The organism is Sphingomonas sp. AP4-R1, assembly GCF_013113735.1.
Classification (GTDB): domain Bacteria; phylum Pseudomonadota; class Alphaproteobacteria; order Sphingomonadales; family Sphingomonadaceae; genus Sphingomonas_I.
In genome coordinates, this window is the sequence record NZ_CP053346.1 from 3,992,146 (window position 1) to 4,013,597 (window position 21,452).

General features: G+C 67.3%; 17 protein-coding genes. 7 read left to right on the forward strand and 10 right to left on the reverse strand.

Translation table 11 applies throughout. The annotated features are described in order from the left end of the window. The first annotated feature begins 23 nt into the window (after positions 1–23). Both HL653_RS18225 and HL653_RS18230 read left to right on the forward strand, forming a co-directional pair. Entirely contained in the window at positions 24–2,066 is a 2,043-nt protein-coding gene (locus HL653_RS18225; protein WP_171745767.1) for a protein-disulfide reductase DsbD, read from the forward strand. A 35-nt stretch (positions 2,067–2,101) separates the two neighbouring features. Continuing rightward, positions 2,102–2,716, forward strand: coding sequence for a redoxin domain-containing protein (locus HL653_RS18230; RefSeq protein ID WP_171745768.1), 615 nt, complete (start codon positions 2,102–2,104; stop codon positions 2,714–2,716). A 50-nt stretch (positions 2,717–2,766) separates the two neighbouring features. Here HL653_RS18230 and HL653_RS18235 read toward each other — a convergent pair whose 3' ends face one another. Together HL653_RS18235 and HL653_RS18240 are read right to left on the reverse strand one after the other, a co-directional pair. Further along, the gene (locus HL653_RS18235) at positions 2,767–4,476 is read right to left on the reverse strand and encodes an amidohydrolase (RefSeq protein ID WP_171745769.1); all 1,710 of its coding nucleotides are present in this window, start codon (positions 4,474–4,476) and stop codon (positions 2,767–2,769) included. After that, entirely contained in the window at positions 4,473–5,339 is an 867-nt protein-coding gene (locus HL653_RS18240; RefSeq protein WP_171745770.1) for an NAD(P)-dependent oxidoreductase, read from the reverse strand. The genes HL653_RS18235 and HL653_RS18240 overlap by 4 nt, the downstream gene beginning before the upstream one ends. 95 nt (positions 5,340–5,434) lie before the next feature. Between HL653_RS18240 and HL653_RS18245 the strand changes: the two genes are divergently transcribed. From HL653_RS18245 to bla, 4 genes are all read left to right on the forward strand, one after another. Beyond that, positions 5,435–6,682 (forward strand): threonine ammonia-lyase, encoded by a 1,248-nt coding sequence (locus HL653_RS18245; RefSeq protein ID WP_171745771.1) that lies wholly within the window; start codon positions 5,435–5,437, stop codon positions 6,680–6,682. Between the two features lie 430 nt (positions 6,683–7,112). After that, complete coding sequence (tsaD, locus tag HL653_RS18250) at positions 7,113–8,144, forward strand: tRNA (adenosine(37)-N6)-threonylcarbamoyltransferase complex transferase subunit TsaD (RefSeq protein ID WP_171747094.1); 1,032 nt, start codon at positions 7,113–7,115, stop codon at positions 8,142–8,144. Continuing rightward, positions 8,141–9,121: an NAD(P)H-dependent glycerol-3-phosphate dehydrogenase gene (locus tag HL653_RS18255; protein ID WP_171745772.1), complete on the forward strand. Its 981-nt coding sequence runs from the start codon at positions 8,141–8,143 to the stop codon at positions 9,119–9,121. The genes tsaD and HL653_RS18255 overlap by 4 nt, the downstream gene beginning before the upstream one ends. 308 nt (positions 9,122–9,429) lie before the next feature. Next, positions 9,430–10,422 carry a class A beta-lactamase gene (gene bla, locus HL653_RS18260; RefSeq protein WP_171745773.1) on the forward strand — a complete coding sequence of 331 codons (993 nt, stop codon included), beginning with the start codon at positions 9,430–9,432 and terminating at the stop codon, positions 10,420–10,422. 174 nt (positions 10,423–10,596) lie between these two features. Here the strand turns inward: bla and HL653_RS18265 are convergent, their stop codons facing one another. The 3 genes from HL653_RS18265 to HL653_RS18275 all read right to left on the reverse strand — a co-directional run bounded on the left by HL653_RS18265 (position 10,597) and on the right by HL653_RS18275 (position 13,947). Further along, entirely contained in the window at positions 10,597–11,040 is a 444-nt protein-coding gene (locus HL653_RS18265; RefSeq protein WP_171745774.1) for a hypothetical protein, read from the reverse strand. Positions 11,041–11,049: 9 nt separating this feature from the next. Continuing rightward, positions 11,050–13,089 carry an NAD(+) synthase gene (locus HL653_RS18270; protein WP_171745775.1) on the reverse strand — a complete coding sequence of 680 codons (2,040 nt, stop codon included), beginning with the start codon at positions 13,087–13,089 and terminating at the stop codon, positions 11,050–11,052. A gap of 153 nt (positions 13,090–13,242) precedes the next feature. After that, positions 13,243–13,947 carry an endonuclease/exonuclease/phosphatase family protein gene (locus tag HL653_RS18275; RefSeq protein ID WP_253717044.1) on the reverse strand — a complete coding sequence of 235 codons (705 nt, stop codon included), beginning with the start codon at positions 13,945–13,947 and terminating at the stop codon, positions 13,243–13,245. Between the two features lie 265 nt (positions 13,948–14,212). On the opposite strand from HL653_RS18275, the gene HL653_RS18280 reads away from it, so the two are divergent. Continuing rightward, positions 14,213–17,509, forward strand: coding sequence for a carboxypeptidase regulatory-like domain-containing protein (locus HL653_RS18280; protein ID WP_171745776.1), 3,297 nt, complete (start codon positions 14,213–14,215; stop codon positions 17,507–17,509). Positions 17,510–17,645: 136 nt separating this feature from the next. On the opposite strand, the gene HL653_RS18285 is transcribed toward HL653_RS18280, so the two are convergent. From HL653_RS18285 to alr, 5 genes are all read right to left on the reverse strand, one after another. Next, entirely contained in the window at positions 17,646–18,128 is a 483-nt protein-coding gene (locus tag HL653_RS18285) for an SH3 domain-containing protein (RefSeq protein WP_171745777.1), read from the reverse strand. A 95-nt stretch (positions 18,129–18,223) separates the two neighbouring features. Beyond that, a complete protein-coding gene (locus tag HL653_RS18290; protein WP_171745778.1) occupies positions 18,224–18,760 on the reverse strand; it encodes a peroxiredoxin in 537 nt (178 codons plus the stop codon). A gap of 27 nt (positions 18,761–18,787) precedes the next feature. Continuing rightward, a complete protein-coding gene (locus HL653_RS18295) occupies positions 18,788–19,543 on the reverse strand; it encodes an ABC transporter ATP-binding protein (protein ID WP_171745779.1) in 756 nt (251 codons plus the stop codon). Next, complete coding sequence (locus HL653_RS18300) at positions 19,543–20,340, reverse strand: ABC transporter permease (RefSeq protein ID WP_171747096.1); 798 nt, start codon at positions 20,338–20,340, stop codon at positions 19,543–19,545. The genes HL653_RS18295 and HL653_RS18300 overlap by 1 nt, the downstream gene beginning before the upstream one ends. Before the next feature lie 76 nt (positions 20,341–20,416). Further along, positions 20,417–21,451 (reverse strand): alanine racemase, encoded by a 1,035-nt coding sequence (gene alr / locus HL653_RS18305; protein ID WP_171747097.1) that lies wholly within the window; start codon positions 21,449–21,451, stop codon positions 20,417–20,419. Position 21,452 lies beyond the last annotated feature (1 nt).

A 21,452-nucleotide genomic window follows, 5' to 3' on the forward strand; every position in this document is an offset into this window, starting at 1 on the left:
CCGCTCATGCTAGAGGCGCAGACATGATCCGCGCTCTGCTCGCCCTCCTGGCCCTCGTCTCCGCCGCGCCGCTCTGCGCGGAGGCGCTCGGGACCACCAATCACATCACGCCCACGCTCGTCGCCGAGAGCGCCACGCCCGCTCCCGGCTCCCGCATCACGCTGGCCTTCGCGATGAAGCCGGACGCCACCTGGCACGGCTATTGGAAGAATCCGGGCGACGCGGGCATGGAAACGCTCGTCGACTGGAAGGCGGACAAGCGCCTCGCCTTCGGTCCGCTGCAATATCCGGTGCCCGAGACGCTGATGATCGCGGGCATCATGAACTATGTGTACGAGCATGATTATGCGATGCTCGTCACGCTCGATGTGCCGAAGGGGATCGCGCCCGGCACGACGCTGCCGATCGAGGCCAAGCTGGACTGGCTCGCCTGCAACCCGTCCGTCTGCGTTCCCGAAACCAAGACGCTGACCATCACGCTGACGGTGGGCGACGGCCATGTCGATCCCGCCGAGGCGGCGCGCTTCGATCATTGGCGCGCGGCATTGCCCCGCCCGCTCGGCAGCCCCGCCCATTTCCAGATTGCGGGCAAGAGCTTCCGGCTGGAGATCCCGCTTCCCGCCGCCGCCGCGACCGACAAGCCCTATTTCTTCCCGCTGACCGACAAGGTCGTCGATTATTCGGCGCCCCAATCCGTGACGCGCGAGGGCGATCGGCTGGTGGTCGAGGCGACCGCGAAGGACGGCGCGAAGCCCGGATCGGTCGAGGGCGTATTGCGTCTCGGCCCGCAGGGCGGCGTGGCCTTCACCGCCACCCCCGGCACGGTCGCCGCCGCCACGGCGGTCGGGGCGAGCGAGGGACGCGACCAGAGCGTGATCGTCGCCACGTTGGTGGCGCTGGGCGGCGCGATCCTCGGCGGACTGCTGCTCAACATCATGCCCTGCGTCTTCCCGATCCTGAGCCTGAAGGCGCTGAGCCTCGCCCGCTCGGGCAAATCGGAGGCGGATGCGCGCGGCGAGGCTGTGGCCTACACAATCGGGGTCGTCGCGGTCTGCGTGGCGCTCGGCGCGATCCTGCTGGTGCTGCGCGGTCTCGGCCAGCTGGCGGGCTGGGCGTTCCAGCTGCAGGACGTGCGCGTGATCCTGGCGCTGCTGGTGCTGGTCAGCGCGATCGCCTTCAACCTCGCCGGCCTGTTCGAGCTGCCCGCCATCACCGGCGGAGACTCGCTCGCCGCCAAGGGCGGCAAGGCGGGCGCCTTCTGGACCGGCGCGCTCGCCGCCTTCGTCGCGACTCCCTGCGCCGGCCCCTTCCTCGGCGTCGCGCTCGGCACGGCGGTGCTGCTGCCCGCCCCCGCCGCGATCGCCGTTTTCGCCGGGCTGGGCTTCGGTCTGGCGCTCCCCTTCCTGCTGCTGGGTTTCGTGCCCGCGCTCCGCAATCGCCTGCCCAAGCCCGGCGCGTGGATGGACCGGCTGCGGCGCATCCTCTCCATCCCGATGTTCCTGACGGCCCTCGGCCTCGCCTGGATCGCCGGGCGGCAGGCGGGCGTGGACGGCATGGCGGCGGCGCTGGCGGCGGCTCTGGTGTTCGTCTTCGGCCTGTGGTGGGTCGGGCGGCGGCAGGCCGCGTTCAAGACCGGCGCCTGGTGGCCGCTCGTCCCGGCGCTGCTGATCGCAGGTGCCATCGCCGCCGTGATGCCGCACACCGCACCCGCCGCCGCGACGGTGGCGGAGGCCGGGCACGAGCCGTTCGGCGAACCCCGTCTCGCCGCGCTGCGCGCCGAGGGGCGTCCGGTGTTGCTCTACTTCACGGCCGACTGGTGCCTGACCTGCAAGGTCAACGAGAAGGTCGCGATCGAGCGCCCCGAAGTGGCGCAGGCCTTCGCCGCGAAAAAGGTGGCGGTGATGGTCGGCGACTGGACCAACGGCGATCCCGCGATCAGCCGCTTCCTCTCCGCCCACGGCCGCTCGGGCGTGCCCTTCTATCTCTGGTATCCGGCCGGCGGCGGCGAACCCAGGGAATTGCCGCAGGTGCTGACACCCGGCATGCTGGCGGCCCTGCCCGCCTGACGAGTCGGCGGGACCAGAAGAGAGGAGAGCTTGCGATGCGTACTCCGATCCTCGGCCTCGCCATGCTGGCGATCGCCGCTCCCGCCGTCACCTCCGCCACCGCCGAAGTCCCGATCGGCGCGCTTGCGCCCGACTTCACGCTCGCCGATGCCGCCGGCAAGCCCGTCACCCTCGCCGCCTTCAAGGGCAAGACGGTGGTGCTGGAATGGAACAATCCCGGCTGCCCCTTCGTGCAGAAGCATTATGGCAGCGGCAACATGCAGAAGACGCAGCGCGCCGCCGGGGCGCAGGGCGTCGTCTGGCTCACGATCAATTCCGGCGCGCCCGGCAAGCAGGGCCATATGAACGGCACCGAGGCCGCCGCCTTCGTGAAGGCCCAGAAGGCGAGCCCGAACGCCTATCTGCTCGATCCCGAGGGCAAGGTCGGCCACCTGTACGCCGCCAAGACGACACCACACATGTATGTGATCGATCCGGCCGGCCGCCTCGCCTATCAGGGCGGGATCGACGACAAGCCGACCGCCAACCCGGCCGATATCGCCTCTGCCCGGAATATGGTGCTGGCCGCGCTCGGCGACATGAAGGCCGGCCGCAAGGTCGCCGTCACCGAGAGCCGGGCCTATGGCTGCACGGTCAAATATGCCGGCTGAAGGTTAAGCGACGCCACCGCGCTCGATACAAGAGCGCGCGGGGCGCTCCGTCAGTTCTTGCGAACCCAGGCGCGGTGCCCGCCGACCCAGGTCTCCGTCACCTTCGTCTCGCGCAGCGCCTGCGGATCCACGACGAAGGGGTCGCGGTCGACGAAGATGAAGTCGGCATAATGGCCGGGCTCCAGGCTGCCGATCCGGTCCTCCGCCTTGGCGGCAAAGGCCGCGCCGGTGGTGAAGGCGGCGAAGGCCTGCTGGAAGGTCAGCTTCTGCTCGGGTAGCCAGCCGCCGGGCGGGTCGCCCGCCGCATCCTGGCGGGTCACGGCATCGGCCAGGCCCGGAAACGGATTGGGGCTCTCGACCGGATAGTCCGATCCGAAGGCGAGCGGCACCTTTTCGTCCAGCATCGTCTTCCAGGCATAGGCCCCGGCCAGCCGGTCCGGCCCCAGCCGCGCCACCGCCATCTTGTGATCGGAAGTGGCATGGCTCGGCTGCATCGAGGCGATCGTGCCGTGCTGGGCGAAGCGCGGCAGATCCTTCACGTCCACGATCTGGGCATGCTCGATCCGCCAGCGCCGATCGCCCTTGTAGGTCTCGGACAGTTCGTTGATCGCATCCAGCACCTCGGCATTGGCCGCATCGCCGATGGCGTGCACCGCCACCTGGAAATCGTCCATCGCCGCCCGGCTCATCAGATTCTTGAGCTTGGCGTCATCGTTGAACAACGCGCCATTCTGCCCCGGCGCATCGGCATAAGGCTGCTTCAGCGCCGCGCCGCGCGATCCCAGCGCGCCGTCTGCGAACAGCTTCACGCCCACCATCCGCAGCCGCCCGTCATAGAGCCACGGCGTCGGCCCGGTGCCGGCCACCGCCAGCAGGGGATCGATCCCATAGGCATAGCTGATCACGCGCAGCCGCAGCCGGCCGGCATCGCCCGCCCGGCGCATCGCCTCCCAATCCTCGATGCTCGTGCCCATGTCGCACGTCGCGGTGATGCCGTCGGAGAGGAGGATGTCCTGCGCGGCGGCGAAGGCCTGATCGCGTTCGCGGGGCAGGCGCGCGGGTGCGGCGCGCTCCACCAGCGCCCGCGCCGCATCCACGAACAGGCCGGTGGGGTTGCCCTTCGCATCGCGCTCGATCCGGCCGCCGGCGGGGTCCTTGGTTTTGGAGGTGATTCCCGCCGCCTCCATCGCCGCGCCGTTCGCCCAGACGGCATGGCCGTCGATCCGCTCCAGCAGGATCGGGCGATCGCGCACCACCGCATCGAGATCGGCCGCGGTCGGGAAACGGCCGAGCTTCCACGCTTCCTGATTCCAGCCCCCGCCGCGGATCCACGCCGATCCGGTATGGGCCGGCGCATAGGCCGCCAGCTTGGCCTGCGCCTCGGACAGGCTCTTCGTGGCGGAGAGATCGAGGCTGAGCGCGGAATCGCCCAGCCCCTGCACATGGCCATGCGCGTCGATCAGCCCGGGCAGCAAGGTGTGGCCCTGCCCGTCCAGCTTGAAATCGGGGCGCTGCGGGCGCGCATCCTCCTTCTTCAGCAGGCGCGCGACCTTGCCCTGGCGATTGATCAGCAGCCCGGTGAAGCGGACGATCGCGCCCTTGTCGTCCAGCGTATAGCCGTTGACGTTATCCACCAGCCCCTGTTCGGTCAGCGGAATTTCGGGCGGTGGTGGCGCCTTCTTTTTCGCGTCGGCCGGGAATGCGACGGCCGCCACCAAGGTCGCGGCCGCAAGGAGCGACGCCCGGAAGGCTCGGCTCACCGCCCCAGCCTGCGGACGAGGCTGCTCGTGTCCTGACGGCCGCCGCCCATCGCCTGCACCTCGGCATAGAATTGATCGACGAGTGCTGCGAGCGGCAGCGTCGCACCATTGCCGCGCGCTTCCTCGAGCGCGAGGCCGAGATCCTTGCGCATCCAGTCCACCGCGAAACCGAAGTCGAAGCTGTCGGCGGCCATCGTCGCCCAGCGATTCTGCATCTGCCAGCTGGCGGCGGCTCCACCCGAAATCGCCTCGAACACCTTGTCCGTATCCAGACCCGACGCCTGCGAGAAGCGCAGCGCCTCGGACAGGCCCTGCAGCACGCCCGCGATGCAGATCTGGTTCGCCATCTTGGTCTGCTGGCCCGCGCCCGCGCTGCCGCAATGGACGATCCGCGCGGCATAGGCCTCCATCAGCGGATGCGCCTTGGCCAGCGCCTCGATCGTGCCGCCGCACATGATCGAAAGCGCGCCCTTCTCGGCCCCCGCCTGCCCGCCCGACACCGGCGCGTCGATCACCAGCAGGCCGCGCGCCTCGCCTTCCCCGGCCAGCCGCCGCGCGATCCTGGCGGAGACGGTCGTGTGGTCCACGAACAACGCGCCCTCGCGCATCGCCGCGAAGGCGCCGGCCTCGCCCAGCGTGACGTCTTCCAGATCGGCATCCGCGCCGACGCAGCTGAACACCGCATCCGCGCCCTCGGCGGCGGCCGCCGGAGTCGGCGCCGAGCGACCGCCGTTGGCGGCGACCCATTGCTCGGCCTTCTCGGCGGTACGGTTGTAGACGGTGACGTCGTGGCCCTTGGCGAGGAGGTGGCGCGCCATCGGCCCACCCATCACGCCGAGGCCGATATATGCGATCTTGGCCATGGACAGAGCGCATAAAGCGGGCCGGAGCCGGGCGCCAGCGTCCTTCGTCGCGCATCAGGGTTCAAATCACCCGAAAGAGCCTGTAGGGCCCGACAATGGCTACGCTGCAGAAATCCGACCCTCTCCCCGCCCCCCTGGTGTCGATGGAGGATATTCGGGCGGCGGCGATGCGCGTCCAGCCCTCGATCGTGCGCACGCCGACCCTGCTCAGCCGCACGCTTTCGGAGCTGACGGGCGCGACCGTCTATCTGAAGTTCGAAAATCTCCAGTTCACCGCCGCCTACAAGGAGCGCGGCGCGCTGAACAAACTGCTCCAGCTGGACGAGGCGGCGCGTGCCCGCGGCGTGGTGGCGGCGTCCGCCGGCAATCACGCGCAGGGCCTCGCCTATCATGGCCGCCGGCTCGGCATCCCGGTCACGATCGTGATGCCCAAGCCCACCCCGACCGTGAAGGTGCAGCAGACCGAAAATCACGGCGCGACGGTGATCCTCCACGGCGAGAGCTTCGACGAGGCCTATGCCCATGCGCGGCTGGTCGAGGCCGAGCAGTTGCTGACCTTCGTCCATCCGTTCGACGATCCGCACATCATCGCCGGTCAGGGCACGGTCGCGCTGGAGATGCTGGAGGAAATCCCGACGATCGACTGCCTCGTCGTGCCGATCGGCGGCGGCGGGCTGATCTCTGGCTGCTCGACGGTCGCCAAGGCCTCCGATCACGCGATCGACGTGATCGGCGTGCAGGCCGAGCTTTATCCGTCGATGATCAACCGCATCAACGGCGGCCACCTGCCCGTGGGCGGGGACACGCTGGCCGAGGGCATCGCCGTCGCCCAGCCCGGCACGCTGACCTCCGAGATCGTGCGCGACAAGGTGGACGATATCGTCCTCGTCTCCGAACGCGACATGGAGCGCGCGCTCTCGCTGCTGCTGCAGATCGAGAAGACGGTGGTGGAGGGTGCGGGCGCGGCGGGCCTTGCCGCTCTGCTCGCGCACAAGGAAAAATTCGCCGGCAAGACGGTCGGCCTCGTCCTCACCGGCGGCAATGTCGACACGCGCCTGCTCGCCAATGTGCTGCTGCGCGATCTGGCGCGCTCGGGCCGGCTCGCCCGGCTGCGGATCCGCCTGCAGGATCGGCCGGGCGCGCTGTTCAACGTGGCGCGGATCTTCGATCAGGAAGGCGTGAACATCCTGGAGCTGTCGCACCAGCGCATCTTCACCAATCTGCCGGCGAAGGGCCTGAGCCTGGATGTGGAATGCGAGACGCGCAATCAGGCGCATCTCGATCGCCTGATCGCCGAGTTGCGCGCCGCCGCCTACGAAGTCAGCCCGGTGGAGCTGGCCTGACCGGAACGCCTGACGCGACCGGGTGGAAGGAAAGCATCGCCGCGTACCGCGCTGGGCAATGCTGGTGCCGGTGAGGGCGGAAAGGGTTGGCCGGGGACTACGCGGGGTGGGAGATGCAGAGCCCCCGACCATGAGGTCCGGTCTTGCGACCGGGTCAGATCAGATGTCGGGCGGCGATTTCCAGCATCCACATCGCGAAGCCACCGCAGAGTGCGAAAGGCATCATATTGGGGCGTGCCGGACCGTTCCGTACATCAAACACTTCACTCAACTCCTTGATGCGACCGGGTTGCCCCGTCCGCTGGGAAGCCTCTGACCCGACCCGCCCGAACCTCCGAGTAAACGAATGTAACGGCGTGACGGAAAAGCGGATCGGGCCCTCGGAGCCCCGATGCTTCCCCCGCGCGCGATCAGCTTCTATGCGGCGCGCATGCTCGTTCTCGGCCTCGAATCCTCCTGCGACGAAACGGCGGCGGCGATCGTCGACGATCAGCGCCGCGTCCTCGCGCAACGCATCGCCACGCAGGAGGACCAGCACGCGCCTTATGGCGGCGTGGTGCCGGAGATCGCCGCGCGCGCGCATGTCGAGCGGCTGATCCCGCTGGTGGAAGCCGTGCTGGCCGAGGCCGGGGCCAAACTCTCCGACATGGACGCGATCGCCGCGACCGCCGGGCCGGGCCTGATCGGCGGCGTGATGGTGGGCCTCGTCACCGGCAAGGCGCTGGCTTTGTCCACCGGCAAGCCACTGGTCGCGATCAACCATCTGGAGGGGCATGCGCTGTCGCCCCGGCTGGCCGATCCCGATCTCGCTTTTCCCTATGCGTTGCTGCTCGTCTCGGGTGGCCATTGCCAGTTGCTGGAGGTGCGCGGCCCCGGCGATTACCGGCGGCTGGCGACCACGATCGACGATGCGGCGGGCGAGGCCTTCGACAAGACCGCCAAGCTGCTCGGGCTCGGCTTCCCCGGCGGCCCGGCGGTGGAGAAGGCCGCGCTCCTGGGCGATCCTTTCGCCGTGCCGCTGCCCCGCCCCCTGCTCGGCTCGCCCGAGCCGCATTTCTCCTTCGCCGGCCTCAAGAGCGCCGTGCTGCGCGCGCGTGACGCGGGCATCCACCGGCCCGAGGATATCGCCGCCTCCTTCACGCAGGCCGTGATCGATTGCCTGATCGATCGCACGGCGCGCGGTCTTCGCCGGATGGACTCGCCCAATGCGCTTGTCGTGGCTGGCGGCGTGGCGGCCAATCGCGCGATCCGCGCCGCGCTGGAGCGGCTGGCGGCGGACAATGGCCTGCCCTTCTTCGCGCCGCCCGGCTGGCTCTGCACCGACAATGCCGCGATGATCGCCTGGGCCGGGATCGAGCGTCATGCGTTGGGCTGGGATGACAGGCTCGATGTGGCGGCGCGCGCGCGCTGGCCGCTCGACCCTTCCGCAGAAAAAGCGCGTGGCGCCGGAGTGAAGGCATGAAGCATATCGGTGTGATCGGCGCGGGCGCATGGGGCACCGCGCTGGCACAGGTGGCGGCGCAGAACGGCCCCGTCACGCTCTGGGCGTTCGAGCCCGACGTGGCGGACGCGATCAACGAACTGCACGAGAACAGCGCCTTCCTCCCCGGCATTCCGCTCTCGCAGGATATCCGCGCCACCGCGCATATCGCCGAGCTGGACGGCTGCGACGCCCTTCTGGTGGTGACGCCCGCCCAGCACATGCGCGTGATCCTGAAGGCCGCGCCCGTCGGCTCCACGCCCTTGCTGCTCTGCTCGAAGGGGATCGAGGCGCGGACGATGGCCTTGATGTCCGACGCGGCCACAGAAACCTGCCCCGATGCGCCGATCGCGGCGCTCTCCGGCCCCACCTTCGCGAGCGAGGTCGCCGCCGGCCTGCCCACCGCCGTCACGCTGGCCTGCCCGGACGAAGCCTTGGGCGCGGCGCTGGCGGAGCGGCTCGCTCTGCCCTCCTTCCGTCCCTATCGCTCGACCGATCTGATCGGCGCCGAGATCGGCGGCGCGGTGAAGAACGTCCTCGCCATCGCCTGCGGCATCGTCGAGGGTGCGGGGCTCGGTCGCAACGCGCGCGCGGCGCTGATCGCGCGCGGCTTCGCCGAGATGACGCGCTTCGGCATCGCGCGCGGCGCCCGGCCCGAGACGCTGGCGGGCCTCGCCGGCATGGGTGACGTCGTGCTGACCTGCACGTCCGAGCAATCGCGCAATTTCTCGCTCGGGCTTGGGATCGGGCAGGGCCAGAGCGCGGCGAGCCTGCTCACCGATCGCCGCACGATCGCGGAGGGAGCCTTTACCGCGCCCGTCCTGGCGCAGGCGGCCAAGGCCGTGGGCGTCGAGATGCCGATCGCGGAGGCGGTGGCCGCGCTGATCGCGGGCGACTGGACCGTGACGCAGGCGATCGAGGCCTTGCTGGCAAGGCCGCTGAAAAGCGAGCGGGACTGAAGCCGCCTCCTCCTGTCACCCTGAACTTGTTTCAGGATCCATGTCCCGAATCTCCGTTCGCACTGAGCCTGTCGAAGCCTGCCCTGAGCGCCTGCCTTGGCAGGCAGCCGAAGGGTGCCGTTCTTCTTTCTCCCTGCCGTCTAACAAGGACGGTGCTTCGACAAGCTCAGCACAAACGGAAGACTTTGGGCGATCCCCTCCAAACGGCGCATCTCATGGATTTGGAAAAACGTTTGGGATGACGGTCTGTTCGGCCGTTGCGGCGTGATCTGCTCCATGCCAGCTTCGCCCCTCGATCGGGGGACATCATGCGCACCAGCCTGTTCGCACTCTGCCTGCTCGCCACGACGCCGGCGCTCGCCAAACCCGCCCCCTCTCCCACCGAGCCCCTGAAGCAGGCCATCGCCCGCTTCGCGCCGCTTGCGCCCGGCCATCTCGGCGTCGCCGCGATCGATCTGGAAAGCGGCGCCACGCTCTCGTTCGCGGGCGACGAGCGCTTCCCGATGGCCAGCACGGTGAAGATCGCGGTCGCCGCCACCTTTCTCCATCAGGTCGAACAGGGGAAACACAGCCTCGACGAGATGATCCCGCTCGACGAGGCGATGCGCGCGCGATCGGAGGGCATCACCGAGACATTGCCCCACCCCGGCGTCGCCCTCTCCACGCTCAACCTGCTCGAACTGATGCTGACCGTCAGCGACAATACCGCCGCCGATCTGCTGATACGCGCGGTCGGCGGCCCCGAGGCGGTCACGGCATGGCTGAAGGCATCCGGCATCGAGGGCCAGCGCGCCGATCGCACGATCGCGCGCCTGATCCTCGACGACGGCAACAAGCCGATGACGCCGGGCCTCACCGACGCGCAATCGCTCGCCCAATTTTCCCCGGTCGAGCCGTGGAAGACGGACGACGAGATCTGGCCACCCAACCCTGCCTTCGATGCCGATCCGCGCGACAGCTCCACCCCGCTGGCGATGGCGGCCCTGCTGGCGAAGCTCCATCGGGGGCAGTTGCTGTCAGCCGATCACACGAAATTGCTGTTCGACATCATGGCCCGCTGCAAGACCGGCAAGCCCCGCGTGGCCGCCCTTCTGCCGCCGGAGACGCCGTGGGCGCACAAGACCGGCACGCTCGCCGGCATCTCCGACGATGTCGGCGTGCTGACCCTGCCCAACGGCCATCATCTGGTGGTCGCGCTGTTCGAATATGGCGTGGCGGATCCGGCGAAGCGCAACCGCGTCCTCGCCGATGTGGGACGGCTGCTTTACGACGGGTTCCTGCTGATGCCGGCGGGGCGGTAGAAGCCGCCCCATTATGATAAACTAGCTGCCATATATTTGATCGTCATCCCGGCCTTGAGCCGGGATCCCGCTTCTTGTTTTTCTGGCCATGACAAAGATGGCGGGACCCCGGCTCAAGGCCGGGGTGACGGGGTTATGTAGATAACCGCTATGGGTGGTGAGCGGTCATAGCAATCAACAAGAAGTATCTGCAAACGGATATGCCACCACCTGATAATCATCTTCGTAGATGATGTAACCGGGTCTGCGCGTCTTCAACACCTCGGTCTGAATTCCATTCTCGCCGAGAACCCGAGTGTAGTCGCGCATCCTCGCGATGTGGTCCACGGCCGTCGACCGAAACCAGCTTATCGCCTGAGCCTTGCGGTTTGATCGCCCCGACAGCGAAAAGCGATTAGGATGTGGAAGATTGGCGTTGAACCAATCGAACGTGTCTTGAAGCGTTGCTGCGGCACGATGTGAAAGGTCATTATTGCTCATCAATGCGTCGCCCGCATGGAAGACGCCTTGCCGCTTGCCGGACCCTAGATCGATTTCCGAGATAACAAAGCGGAGAAACATGCTGGCCGGGCTATTATCGGACAAACTTTGAATGACCGTAAACGGGTCGAAAGCCACCCCCCCGCCTCAAATCGACCGCAACTGATCCAGCCACAACGCCGCCACGCCATCGGACGGAGCGCGCCAGTCCCCTCGCGGCGAAAGGCTCCCCCCCGCCGACACCTTCGGCCCGTTGGGAATGGCCGATCGCTTGAACTGGCTCGTCTGGAAGAAGCGCTTCAGGAATTCCTCCAGCCAGCGCGTGATCGTGGCGAGATCGTAGGCGTTGCGGTCCTCCTCCGGGAAGCCGATCGGCCACAGCCCAGCCTGCGCGTCCTTCCATGCGTGCCACGCCAGAAACGCGATCTTGGTCGGCGCGAGGCCGTGGCGCACCGTATAATGCAGGAAGAAATCGTGCAGCTCATAGGGGCCGATGCGCGATTGCGTACTCTGGATCGCGCCGCTCGCATCGGCCGGGATCAGTTCGGGCGAAATCTCCGTGCCGAGGATCGCCTCCAGCACGCGGTCCGTCGCGGGATCGAACTGGCCGGTCTTCACGCTCCAGCGGATCAGGAACTGGATCAGCGTCTTCGGCACGCCGGCATTCACGGCATAATGGCTCATCTGGTCGCCCACGCCATAGGTGCACCAGCCCAGCGCCAGCTCGGACAGATCGCCCGTGCCGATCACGAAACCCGCGCGATCATTGGCGAGGCGGAACAGATAATCGGTGCGCAGCCCCGCCTGCACATTCTCGAACGTCACGTCATAGACGGGCTCACCGCGACCATAAGGATGGCCGATGTCGGTGAGCATCTGCTGCGAGGCGGGCTTGATGTCGATCTCGCCGCCGGTGATGCCCAGCGCGTTCATCAGCGCCCACGCATTGTCATAGGTGGCGTCGCTCGTGCCGAAGCCCGGCATCGTGAAGCCCAGGATCGTATCGCGCGGTCGACCCAGCCGGTCGCACGCCTTGGCCGCGACGATCAGCGCGTGCGTGGAATCGAGCCCGCCCGATACGCCGATCACAAGCGTGCGCGCACCGGTGGATTCGATCCTTTTGGCGAGGCCTGCCACCTGGATGTTGAACGCCTCGTAGCAATCCTCGTCCAGCCGCGCCGGATCGGCGGGCACGAACGGGAAGCGCGCCACGTCACGCCGCAGCCCGACATCGGCGAAGTCGGGCTGGTGCGCGAAGGTCACGCGCCGGAACGCCGTCTCGGGATCTCCCTCGGCGCGCGCGCAATCGTTGAACGTACCGAAGCGCATCCGCGCCTGCCGCAGCCTGCCGACATCCACATCCGCGATCGTCAGCGCGGGCGACGGATCGAAGCGCGCCGAGCGGGCCAGTTGATAGCCCAGTTCGTGGATCATCGCCTGCCCGTCCCATGCCAGATCGGTCGTGCTCTCGCCCGATCCCGACGCCGAATAGACATAAGCCGAAGACGTCCGCGCCGACTGCGACGCGCCATAGAGGTCGCGCTCGCGCTCCTTGCCGACGACGATGTTCGAGGCGGAGAGGTTGCACAGGATCAGCGCCCCCGCGAGCGCCCCGCGCGACGAAGGCGGGATCGGCGCCCAATAATCCTCGCAGATCTCGGCATGGAAGACGAAGTCGGGCAGGTCCTCCGCCGCGAAGATCAGGTCCGTGCCGAACGGCGCCACCTGCCCCGCCAGCGTCATTTCCAGCCCGGCGACGGCCACGCCCGGCGCGAACCAGCGCTTCTCATAATATTCGCGATAATTGGGCAGATAGCTCTTCGGCACGATGCCGAGGATGCTGCCGCGCGCGATGGCGATCGCTGTATTATAGAGCCGCCCGTTGCGACGGACCGGTGCGCCGACGAGCAGTACCGGCTTCAGCCCGGCGCTCGCCTCGACGATGCAAGCGATGCCCGCCTCCACCGCATCCAGCAGCGCGTCCTGCAGATGCAGGTCGTCGATTGCGTAGGAAGAGACGCACAATTCCGGATAGACGATCAGGTCCACCGCCTCGGCATCGCCATGCCGCGCCAGATCGAGGATCGCGGCGACATTGGCGGAAACGTCGCCCGCCGAAGCGGTCGGCGTCGCGGCCGCCACCCGCACGAAGCCCTGGGCGTGGATCGAGGCAAAACGGTCGCTCATGATTTGCCCATAAACCGTTCGCCCCGAGCTTGTCGAAGCCTGTCCTGAGCGCCTGCATTGGCAGGCAGCCGAAAGGGCCTGTTCTTCTTCGATCGTCGAGCTGAAGAAATACGGTGCTACGATCCGCTCAGCACAAACGGTGTGGAGGCAAGCTCAGATCCTGAGCCGCGCCCAGATCGGCAGATGATCGGAGGCCGTGCGCGCCGTCAGCGAACTGTGCACCCCCGCTTCCTCCACGCGTACGCCGCCCCCCACGAACATCCGGTCCAGCTTGCCCACCGGACGCCGCGCCGGGAAGGTATGCCCCAGCGGCACATTGTCGTGATGCAGGCCGAAATCCTGCAGACAGCCCTGGCGCGGGCGCCATTCGTTGAGATCGCCGCACATCACGATCGGCGCGCCGTCCGCCGGATTCGCCACCTGCGACAGGATCGCCTGCGCCTGCCTCCGCCGCCACAGGCCGGACAGATCGAGATGCATCCCCACCACGCGCAGCCGATGCCCCCTGATCCGGAGATCCGCGCACACCGCGCCGCGCGGCTCCAGCATCGGGATCGTCAGCGCGTCGCACGCTTCGATCTCCACCTTGCCCTCGCGCACGAGAATCGCATTGCCATGCCAGCCCATGCTCGCCTGCCGCCGCGCGATCGGCACGGGGCGGTAATGGCCATGCTCGGCCAGCATGTGGAAGGGGATCGCCGCCTCCCGCTCGCCGAAGCGGCGGTCGGCTTCCTGCAGCACGACGATATCCGCATCGATCTCGGCCAGCACCTCCAGGATGCGCTCCGGCCTGCGCCGCCGGTCGGCGCCGATGGCTTTGCGGATATTGTAGCTCGCGATCACAACCATGATTCGCATAGCCGTGCCCGCTGGAAAATGTTCCCGCAAGCCGCATGATCGACGCGCCCGTGTGACACTTTGGTGAGGCGATTGCGCAACATATGACAAAAACATGACATTGCTGGACGATGAACGGGTCCGGTCCGGACCTCATTTGTTGCAGCGCCGCACCGCCCGTTTTAGAAAGTTTCCATTCAGGCGCTTGGGGGGCCGGGCCGTCATCGTTTCGTCATCGGTGACTGACATGCGCCCCGCAGACCAAGTTCAAGGGGGATTCAGTTACATGAGGAATTTGTTCGTCGGCTGCGCGGTTGCCGCGCTCGCCACCAGTGCGGTCTACGCACAGGAGACGACGTCTACGATCCAGGGCTCGGTGACGTCCGAGAGCGGCCCGGTTGCGGGCGCCACGGTCACGATCACGCACGTCCCGTCGGGCACGATCTCGACGACGGTGTCGAAGGGCGACGGCGGCTTTTCCGTCTCCGGCCTGCGTCCGGGCGGCCCGTTCACCGTTGCGGTGAACGCTGACGGTTATTCGTCGGCACAGATCACGGACGTCGCGACCGTCGTCGGTCAGGCCTTCTCGCTGCCGGTCGTGCTCGACAAGGCCGGCCAGGAAATCGTCGTCAGCGCCAGCCGTGTGAAGGGCGCCCGCATCGTCTCGATGGGGCCGTCCACCGTGCTGAACGCCAACCAGATCAGCAAGATCGCCTCGGTCAACCGCGACATCCGCGATCTGATGCAGCGCGATCCGTTCGCCACGCTCGACAGCTCGCAGTCCACGGGCCGCCAGGTTTCGTTCGCGGGCGTCAATCCGCGCTTCAACCGCTTCACGATCGACGGCGTGCCGATCACGGACAGCTTCGGCCTGAACCCCGATGCGCTCCCGTCGCGTCGCGGCCCGGTGCCGCTCGACTCGATCGGCCAGTTCGAAACCAAGGTTGCGCCGTTCGACATTCGCGAAGGCTTCTTCCAGGGCGGCGTCATCAACGCCACGCTGAAGTCCGGTACGAACGATTTCCACGGCACCGGCTTCTACACGTTCAGCTCGGATGAGCTGCAGGGCAACCGCACCAAGCCTTACCTGGTCGGCTCGTCCGGCGGCACCGATGCCCGCGGCAAGGTGACCGTGCCGAACTACACCAGCAAGGATTTCGGCGCGACGCTGTCGGGTCCGATCTGGAAGGACAAGGTGTTCTTCATGATCTCCGGCGAGCGCGTCCGCGCCAGCACGCCGCTGACCTATCCGAACAACTTCAACATCACGGATGCGAGCCTCGCTCGCGTCACCGCCGCCGCCCAGTCGGTGTACGGCGTCGACACCAAGGGCATCCAGTCGAACAACGGCGACAAGGACGACCGCCTCGTCGGCCGCCTGGACTTCAACGTCGCGCCCAGCCAGCGTCTGGCCCTGACCGGCATCTACACGAAGGACTCGATCCTCACGCTCGGCAGCACCAGCACGGGCAACCTGCCGACCGGTTCGAACGACTATATCAAGCCGAACCGCGTCTTCGCAGGCGTGGCCCAGTTGAACTCGGATTGGTCGTCGACGGTCTCGACCGAAGCCCGCGTCCTCTACAAGGATTATAAGAGCGGCCAGAACCCGCTGAATCCGAACACCGCCGGCGCCACGATCTGTAGCCAGAGCGCGGACGCCGCGGGCATCGCCGCCGGCACGTTCACCAACACCACCAACGCACCCGGCGTGACGCAGAATAACGCGACGTCGTGCGCCTCGAACAACGGCTCGATCCTCGTCGGCCCGCCGGGTTCGGCGCAGGCCAACGTGCTTCGCGTCAAGACGTTCGAAGCCTCGCTCGTCACGCGCTTCACCTTCGGCAACCACCGCGTCCGCCTGCTGCTCGATGGCCAGAACAGCGACAACTACAACCTGTTCGTGAACGGCGCGCGCGGCACCTATTATTTCGACACGATCGACGCGTTCGAGCGCGGCATCGCCCAGACCGTCAGCTATACCAATGCGACGACGGGCAACCAGAACGACGCCGCCGCCCGGTTCAGCTACCAGACCTACACGTTCGGTCTGCAGGACGACTGGAAGGTCAGCCCGCAGCTGACCGTGTCCTACGGTGCGCGCTACGATATGTTCGCGGGCAGCACCTTCCCGCTAGTGAATAACAACTTCATCGCGCGCGAAGGCTTCTCCAACACCTATTACATCAACGGCAAGGGGCTGTTCCAGCCGCGCTTCGGCATCGATTACACGCCGACGCCGCGCCTGAACTTCCACGGCGGTGGCGGCATCTTCGGCGGCGGCACGCCGGACGTCTATGTCGGCAACAGCTTCTCGGCGAGCGGCGTGCAGCCGGCGACCGTGACGCAGAACACGTCGACGCTTTGCGCCGCCAATCTGCGGGGCGTGAGCCTCACCAACCTGCCGGCAGGCTGCGTAGCCGCGCTCGGCAACGCATCCGCGACGTCGGCAGGCGCCGTCTCGGCCCTCGCCAAGAACTTCAAGGTGCCGTCGCTGTGGCGCGCGACCTTGTCGACCACCTACAAGGCCGATTTCGGCCGGCTGGGTGATGGCTGGGTGTTCGGCGGCGACGTGCTGTTCTCGAAGACGCGTGACGCCCTCCTGTATCAGGATCTCCGCAACCGGCCGATCACCGGCACGAGCGCTCTGACCCCGGATGGCCGCCAGCGTTACTTCGACGTGGTCTGCAACAACAACACGACGGCCTGCTCCGACACCCAGGGCGATTATGTCCTCGGCAACACCAGCAAGGGCCGTTCGTGGGTGTTCGTCGCCCGTATGAACAAGCACTGGGATTTCGGTATCGATGTCGGCGCGAGCTTCACGTACCAGAATGCCAAGGACCAGCAGGCTCTGACCTCGTCGGTCGCTTCGTCCAACTACGGCAACGGCGCGTATTTCGATCCGAACGGCGGCGCCTATGGCCACTCGAACGACGAAGTCCGTTACAGCTTCAAGTATAACGTCTCGTTCGAGCATTCCTTCTTCCAGGACTACAAGACGCGTCTCGACATCTTCGGTCAGACCCGTATCGGCTCGCCCTACAGCTACACGTTCCAAGACGGCAGCTGCTGCAACTCGGCGCGCAGCACCGTGTTCGGCACGGTGGGCTCCAACAGCCGCTACCTGTTCTACGTGCCGACTGTGAACGATCCGAAGGTCATCTATGCGGATGCGGCGACGCAGACGGCGATCGAGAACCTGATCAACTCGAGCGGACTGAGCAAGTATCGCGGCAAGGTTGCGCCGCGTAACGCGTTCAACTCGAAGTGGTTCACGAAGATCGATCTTCACCTGGAGCAGGAAATCCCGACCTTCGTCGGTCGCTCGCGCATCTCCGTGTTCGCGGACGTCGAGAACTTCCTGAACATCCTGAACCACGATTGGGGTCAGACGCTGCGTTCGTCCTTCCCCTATTCGAAGTCGGTGGCTCAGGTCGCTTGCGTCGCCAGCGGCGGCAACAGCTGCGCCCAGTATCGCTACTCGGGTGCCACCACCCAGCAGAACCTGGCCGACCAGCTGGTGCTGTTCAACGGATCGTCGCTCTACACGGTCCGCGTCGGCGCTCGCTTCACCTTCTGATCCGTGGAGGGCGGGGCTTCGGCCCCGCCCCGAACGCCGGAAGTGCGGCACGCAAGAAAAAGGGCGTCGCGACCTCGGTCGCGGCGCCCTTTTTCTTGTCCCGATCGGCGGATCGCCGGCGGTTTGCGCTCGGCCTCTACTCCACCCGCTCCGCCGGATCCGTGCCCCAGAGGCCGCTCTGCTCGATCCAGCCGGCCCGATCGCCGATCTCGATATGGCACCAGTTGCCGTCGCATTTGGTGATCCGGCCGACCACACCCGATTCCGCCTGCCACAGCAGCCGCGCATCCTGGCTCGGTTCGGACCGGATCGGGTGGAAGCCGCCGGAGACCATCGCGGTGCGCCGGGCGGAGAGCAGGATCGCCAGCATCCAGCCGGTCGCGCCGTCCATGTCCTGCACGCGCCGCCAGGCGCCGTGCACCTGCACGACGCGCACCGGCAGATCGCGCCTCTTGTAGAGCCAGATGCCCGGATAGGAGCGATCGGGGCCGGAGCGCATCATCGCCTGCCCAGCCGTCACGGACGCCCAGTAAGGCACGGGCCGTTCCTGCGCGATCGCCGGCGCGGACAGACTGGCTGCCAGCGCGATCCCGACCATCATTTCCCCAGAACGCCGCATGTCGCCTCCCGTCATGCCCACCCGCTAACAGGATCGGCGGATAGGGGAAAAGCCCATCTTCTCAAGCGGTCTATCGCCTGGCGCGGGCGATTTTCTCAGGCCGGATGCGTTTCCAGCCAGGCGAGCAGCTTTTCGGGCGCGGTCTCGCCATACGGATCGTCGTCCAGACCCTGGTCGTTGATGCCCGGCTCCTCGAACCAGGCGGTGACCTTGCCGTCGTCGACGATCATCGCATAGCGCCACGATCGCTCGCCGAAGCCGACATGATCCTTGCGGATCAGCATGCCCATGCGGCGCGTGAAATCGGCCGAGCCATCCGGCAGCAGGCGGATCTTGGTCACGCCCAGATGCTTGCCCCACTGGAACATCACGAAGGCGTCGTTGACCGAGATGCAGTAGATGTCCGTCACGCCATGCGCGAGAAACCGGTCGTGCAGCCGCTCATAGGCCGGGCATTGCTCGTTCGAGCAGGTGGGCGTGAAGGCGCCGGGTAGCGAGAAGACGACGATGCGCTTGCCGGCGAAGATCTCGCCCGTCGCCACATCCTGCCAGCGGAAGGGATTGGGCCCTTCCACCGTCTCGTCGCGCACGCGGGTCTTGAACACGATATCGGGAACGTCCCGTCCGATCATGACTGCTTCTCCCGCCTGGGCGTGATCTCAGGTGATCGGCCCCTCGGCTCGCCCCTGAACGAACTGATCCACATAGGGGTTGCCGCTGTCGTACAGCCGGTCGCGCGGTCCGCGCCAGATGATCTTGCCCTGATAGAGCATCGCCACGCGGTGCGCGATCTTGCGGGCGGAGGCCATGTCGTGCGTGATCGTCAGCGCGGTCACGCCCAGATCGTCGACGAGGCTGACGATCAGATCGTTGATCACGTCGGCGCGGATCGGATCGAGGCCCGTCGTCGGCTCGTCGAAGAAGATGATCTCCGGGCGCGGCGCGATCGCGCGGGCCAGCGCCACGCGCTTCTGCATGCCGCCCGAAAGCTCGCTCGGCCGCAGATCCAGGATCTTGGAATCGAGCCCCACGCGCTCCAGATTCTCCTCGGCGATCTTCCGCATCCGCGCGCCGTCCTTGCGCTGCCCGTGCGTCAGCGCGAACGTCACGTTGCGCCAGATCGGCATCGAATCGAACAGGGCCGATCCCTGGAAGAGCATGCCGAATTTGGCGCGGATCCGCTCCAGCTTCGCCCCCGACGCGCCGACGACCTCCTCGCCGTCGACCAGAATCGATCCGGCATCCGGCTGCATCAGGCCGAGGATGCACTTGAGCGTCACGGACTTGCCGCTGCCCGACTGGCCGATGATCGCCAGGCTCTCGCCCTTCTCCACCGACAGGTTCATCCCGTCGAGCACGCGCCGCCCGCCAAAGGCCTTGCAGACCCCGTCGAGGATGATCTTCGCGTCGGCCATCAGCCGAACACCATCGCGGTGATGAGGAAGTTGGAGCCGAGGATCAGCATGAAGGCCGACACCACCGCCGTGCGCGTGGCATTGCCGACGCCGGCCGCGCCGCCCCCCGCGCGATAGCCCTGATAGCAGCCCATCAGCGCGATGAAGAAGCCGAACACCGCCGCCTTCACCAACGCCATCTGGAAATCGTCCCAGCTGACGAAACGGCGCGTGACCGCGAGATAATTGGCCGAATTGAAGCCGAGTTTCTGCACCGCCAGCAGCCAGCCACCGAAGATGCCGATCGCATTGGCGACGACCACCATCAGGGGCAGCGCGATCACGGCGGCGAACAGGCGCGGCGCCATCAGATAGCGATAGGCGTCGGTGCGCAGCGTCGCGAGCGCGTCCAACTGCTCGGTCACGCGCATCGTGCCGATCTCGGCGGCCATGGCGGAGGAGACGCGCCCCGCCACCATCAGCCCCACCAGCACCGGCCCCAGCTCGCGCACGATGCCGATCACGACGACGGCGGGCACGGTCGACTGGGCGGAGAAGCGCGAGCCGGCCGTATAGATCTGCTGCGCCAGTGCCGCGCCGGTGAAGATGGCGGTCAGCCCCACCACCGGCAGCGAGAACCAGCCGATATGCGCGATCTGCTCGGCGAAGCGCGCCGGATAATAAGGCGGCGTCAGGCCGCGCACGATGATTTTGCCCGTGAAGGCGGCGGCACGACCGATCCCGGCCATCAGGCCGATCACGCTGCGGCCGATCGCAGCGAAGAAATAGATCAGGGCTTTGAGCGGAGCGGAGATCATGAGCGTCCGCGCATAGCGGCGCGCGCCACGCCACCGCAACAGCTTATCCCAAAAGCGCGACCGGCCGCGCCCATCTTCAGCACCAGCGGCGCTCGAAACGGCTGCCCAGGCCGGTCAGCAATTCATATTGGGAGAGGCCGCTCGCCTGCGAAACGCGCGGCAGATCGAAATCCAGCGCCACCCAGTCCCCCTCGCGCGCATCCGGCGCCCCGGTCGCGTCCAGCGTGAGCAGGTCCATCGAGACGCGACCGATCACGGGAAGGATCGCGTCGCCCAGCCGCCCGAAGCCGGACGCGCCGAGCGCGCGGAGGAAGCCATCGGCATAACCGACGTTGAGGATCGCCGCCCGCGTCGGCCGCCCGGCCGCCCAGGTGGCGCCATAGCCCACGTCCTGCCCTTCCGGCACGTCGCGCATCTGCAGGATCTGCGCCATCGGCCGCACGACCGGCGTCACGCTTTCACCGCCCGGCCCGGCAACGCCGCCATAGAGCGCGATGCCCGGCCGAACGAGATCGAAGCCATAGTCGGCGCCCAACAGGATACCCGCCGAGTTGGCGAGGCTGCGCCGCCGCGCGCCGACCCTGCCGGCCAGCGCCGCGAAATCGGCCAGTTGTCGCGCATTGAGCGGATGGTTCGGGTCATCAGCGCAGGCGAGATGGCTCAGCACCGTCTCGATCGCGAGCCCGTCGAGCAGCCCGGATGTCGCCTCGGCCGCGCTGATCCCAAGCCGGTTCATGCCCGTATCGACCATCACGTCGCACGCGCCACCGCCCGCTTCGCGCCAGCGCCGCACCTGATCGACGCTGTTCAGCACCGGCCGCGCCGGATGCGCGAGCGCCACGCCCATATCCTCCGCGCGCACGCCGTGGAGAACGGACAGCGTCACGCCCTCGGGCAGTGGCCCGAGCCGCTCCGCCTCGGCCCATGTCGCCACGAAGAAGTCGCGACACCCGGCATCGGCCAGGCGCCACATCACGGCCGCAGCCCCGAGCCCGTAACCGTTGGCCTTGATCGCCGCTCCGCAGGCGGCATCCGGAACGCGCGCACCCAGCCAGCGCCAGTTGGCGACGAGCGCATCGCCGTCGAGATCGAGACGCAGGGGAGCGGACACG